This is a genomic window from Halobacillus sp. (genome assembly GCF_049282395.1).
Lineage (GTDB): Bacteria > Bacillota > Bacilli > Bacillales > Halobacillaceae > Halobacillus.
On the sequence record NZ_JBAPTY010000445.1, the window covers coordinates 1 to 3,528 of the forward strand.

The 3,528-nt window shown below is 37.5% G+C and carries 4 protein-coding genes; 3 read left to right on the forward strand and 1 reads right to left on the reverse strand.

Annotation, left to right across the window (positions count from 1 at the left end):
• Positions 1-66: 66 nt before the first annotated feature.
• Entirely contained in the window at positions 67-243 is a 177-nt protein-coding gene (gene sda / locus WAM07_RS18425; protein WP_422168846.1) for a sporulation histidine kinase inhibitor Sda, read from the reverse strand.
• A gap of 339 nt (positions 244-582) precedes the next feature.
• Here sda and WAM07_RS18430 point away from each other — a divergent pair, with 339 nt between their 5' ends.
• The 3 genes from WAM07_RS18430 to WAM07_RS18440 form a co-directional block, all read left to right on the forward strand.
• Positions 583-1,563: a tetratricopeptide repeat protein gene (locus tag WAM07_RS18430; RefSeq protein ID WP_422168847.1), complete on the forward strand. Its 981-nt coding sequence runs from the start codon at positions 583-585 to the stop codon at positions 1,561-1,563.
• A 169-nt stretch (positions 1,564-1,732) separates the two neighbouring features.
• Entirely contained in the window at positions 1,733-3,025 is a 1,293-nt protein-coding gene (gene tig / locus WAM07_RS18435) for a trigger factor (protein WP_422168848.1), read from the forward strand.
• A gap of 325 nt (positions 3,026-3,350) precedes the next feature.
• Positions 3,351-3,528: ClpX C4-type zinc finger protein (locus tag WAM07_RS18440; protein WP_422168849.1), on the forward strand; the 178-nt coding region annotated here is incomplete at its 3' end.

Consider the following 3,528-nt stretch of genomic DNA (forward strand, 5'->3'; position numbering starts at 1 on the left):
GTTTTAAACCATCTAAAAAACGCTACGGCAGCCACCAGTAACGTTTGATGTAAGGAATAATATGTGTTAGTTAGTTTGTGGAATTTCAATAGCTCTTTTGTCAATTTCTTTGGTCAAAAGATATACAAAATCATCATCTAACTGAAGCTTGACGGACTCCAGATAAGTTTCAAGTAGCGTTTGATCATCTAGAAGTGACAAAATCATGCAGCTCCTTAGAAATTTTTTAATTGGGTGAATCATGATTCACAACTACTTTATTTTAACAAAAAAGGAAACTTGCACATGAGACTAAAGACTCATTTTAGATAAGGTTGCCATATAAAGACAAAATTTGATTTTCTGAAACATAAGAGAAAGAATGATTCCTATCGAATGACGAGAGAAAAGTGCGAATCACCACGACACTTTCAGTATGGGAAGGAAAGCAATTCCATTGTGTTTCAGTAATAACTGCTTTAATATAGCCTAATAAGTATAAGGTTGGAGATTAAATAGAAGGGACTGGCGGAAGGTTTTATTTTTACTATTTTGGTCATAATAGAATAGGCTAGAACTCCAATGCTATAGGAAGGGTGTCTTATGGAAAATAATAAAGGGAATATTGTAATGTTCCCCAAATGGAAAACAAACTTGGAAAAGGAAGGGCTTCAGGCGCTTAAAGAAAAACGGTATCAAGACGCTGTTCGATCTCTTCAGCCACTTCTGGACTATGATGCTGCCAATCATGATGTTTATACGGGCTTATTAATGAGCTGGATTGAGTTGGGCGAGTTCGAGGAAGCTGAGGAATTATGTAAGAAACAGATGAAAATGGAAATCGATCATTATTATCACTATTTACATATATACATAACGATTTTATTTCAAACAAACAGGTATCAGGATATCGTGGATCTACTTGACGAAGTGTTCGAAGCAGAAGATGTTCCTCACCAAAGTCGAACTCAATTATGGCAGATGTACGAAGTAAGCCGTAAGCTGCTAGAGGATTACCAGCGAGAACAGGGCGAAAAGCTGATTAATGATTTTCTAGCTGCAATGGACAAAAAAGATATTCAAAAGCAATGGTCAATGGTAAACCAGTTAAAGAAACAGCCGGCTTTACCGCATGTAGAGACATTCAGACCAATTCTCAAGGACAGCTTAGTTCATCCAATTATCAAATCAGCAGTAATCGAATGGTTCAGAGATGCTCATATAGAAGATCAAATGCAGGTTCAAAAATTCGGTCAGATAATAGAAGTGGTGCCTGGGAAACTAAATCAATTACAGTCTGACTACATTATTAAACAAATACAGATGAGACTTGGGGGGATCGAGCAGAATAATCCAAGTATGTATGTCATTCTGGACCGTCTTTTATATAGGTACTGTTATGTTCGCTTTCCATTGTTTCCTAATGAGAATGAAGTGCCAATTATTGTTGAAGCGCTCAAACAAATAGGACATCAGTATTTGCAGCTGCCTTACCATGAAAAGACGAGTATTGAGGGTGTTCAGAAATATATAGAAGAAATTGAATTGTGTGAACAACATTATTCTTTGATCATTGGAGAATAACAAACAAAGGTGCGATTATTTCACTTATATGTACATATCTTGAAAGCCCGTTTGTTTATGTTATAATATAATGGTTGCAAATGAGATTCGTATGTATAAAGAGTCATAGAATCAATGAACAATCGTCCATTGACGAAATTGAATGAATAGATGTTGGAGGGAATTTTTTATGTCAGCAAAATGGGAAAAGCAAGAAGGTAATCAAGGTACTTTAACAGTAGAAGTGCCGGCAAGTGAGTTCGACCAAGCACTTGATCAAGCCTTCAAAAAAGTAGTCAAAGATGTACAGGTACCTGGATTCCGTAAGGGTAAAGTACCTCGGAAATTATTTGAGCAACGTTTCGGAGTGGAATCTCTTTATCAGGATGCTCTTGACATTGTGCTTCCTCAGGCATACTCAAATGCTGTAGAAGAAACTGGGATCGAGCCGGTAGATCGTCCGGAAGTAGATGTAAAACAGATTGAAAAAGGTGAAGATCTGGTATTTACAGCTGAAGTAACAGTTAAGCCTGAAGTTAATCTTGGAGAATACAAAGGCTTGGAAGTGGAAGAGCAAAGCACAGAAGTTACAGAAGAAGATGTGCAGAACGAATTGAAACAACTACAGGAGAAACAAGCAGAACTCGTTGTTAAAGAAGATGGCGAAGTTGAAGACGGCGACACAGTAGTCATGGACTTTGAAGGCTTCGTCGATGGAGAGGCGTTCGAAGGTGGACAAGCTGAGAACTATTCTCTAGAAGTAGGTTCAGGTTCATTTATTCCAGGCTTTGAAGAGCAGCTGGTAGGTAAGAAAGCAGGAGAAGAAACAGAAGTAACTGTTACTTTCCCTGAAGAATACCATGCAGAAGATCTTGCCGGAAAAGAAGCGACATTCAAAGTAACCATTCATGAAATTAAAGGAAAAGAATTCCCAGAGCTTGATGATGAATTTGCTAAAGATGTTGATGAAGAGGTTGAATCTCTTGATGAACTTACTAAAAAAACACGTGAACGTTTGGAAGAGCAAAAGAAAACTGATGCTGAAAACCAAAAACGTGACACGCTTGTAACAAAAGCTTCTGAGAATGCAGAAGTAGAAATTCCAGAATCTATGGTTGATACTGAACTTGATCGCATGGTTCAAGAATTTGAACAGCGCCTTCAAATGCAGGGTATGACCAAAGACATGTACTTCCAATTCACAGGGCAGGATGAAGACGCTCTTCGTGAACAAATGAAAGAAGATGCAGGCAAGAGAGTTAAAACTAACTTGACTCTTGAAGCAATTGCTGAAGCTGAAGATGTAAATGTTGAAGATGAAGATGTTAATGCAGAGCTTGAGAACATGGCATCCATGTATCAAACAGATGTAGCTCAGTTAACTCAAATGCTTGGCGGAAATACCGACATGATTAAAGAAGATCTTAAGGTACGTAAAGCAATTGACGTATTAGTTGAAAACAGCAAAACTAAATCTGAATAAGAGGATCTGGAGACAAGGGGCGGGTTTGCTTCTTGTCTCCTCCTATATTTCCTCTTAGTAGAGTATAGGTTAAAGAATTAGTGGATAGTATGAATGATACTTCCTGTGTTTTACATACACTATAGAGGTATCCTTTTGTTTGACTTATCCATTACATATCTACATAATGAGGTTGGTGCAATAGAGATTCGCACACCTCTAATAGGTATTGCTTTTTTGTTAGGAGTTATTTTGGTATGATGAGCAAAAGAAACTGAATCGTTTAAGGTCATATCTTAAAACTTCAGTCGCAACTATTGCGTCATTTTATTAAGGGGTGAAATGTATGTTTAAATTCAATGAGGAAAAAGGACAGCTAAAGTGTTCTTTCTGCGGTAAAAGTCAAGAGCAGGTCCGCAAGCTCGTGGCAGGACCAGGGGTATATATATGTGATGAATGTATTGAACTTTGTACAGAAATTGTTGAAGAGGAACTTGGAAATGAAGAAGAAGTAGAATTCAAAG

Coding starts and splice junctions, on each gene's coding strand:
- sda (WP_422168846.1), bottom strand. CDS start 243: ATGATTCACCCAATTAAAAAATTTCTAAGGAGCTGCATGATTTTGTCA.
- tig (WP_422168848.1), top strand. CDS start 1,733: ATGTCAGCAAAATGGGAAAAGCAAGAAGGTAATCAAGGTACTTTAACA.
- WAM07_RS18430 (WP_422168847.1), top strand. CDS start 583: ATGGAAAATAATAAAGGGAATATTGTAATGTTCCCCAAATGGAAAACA.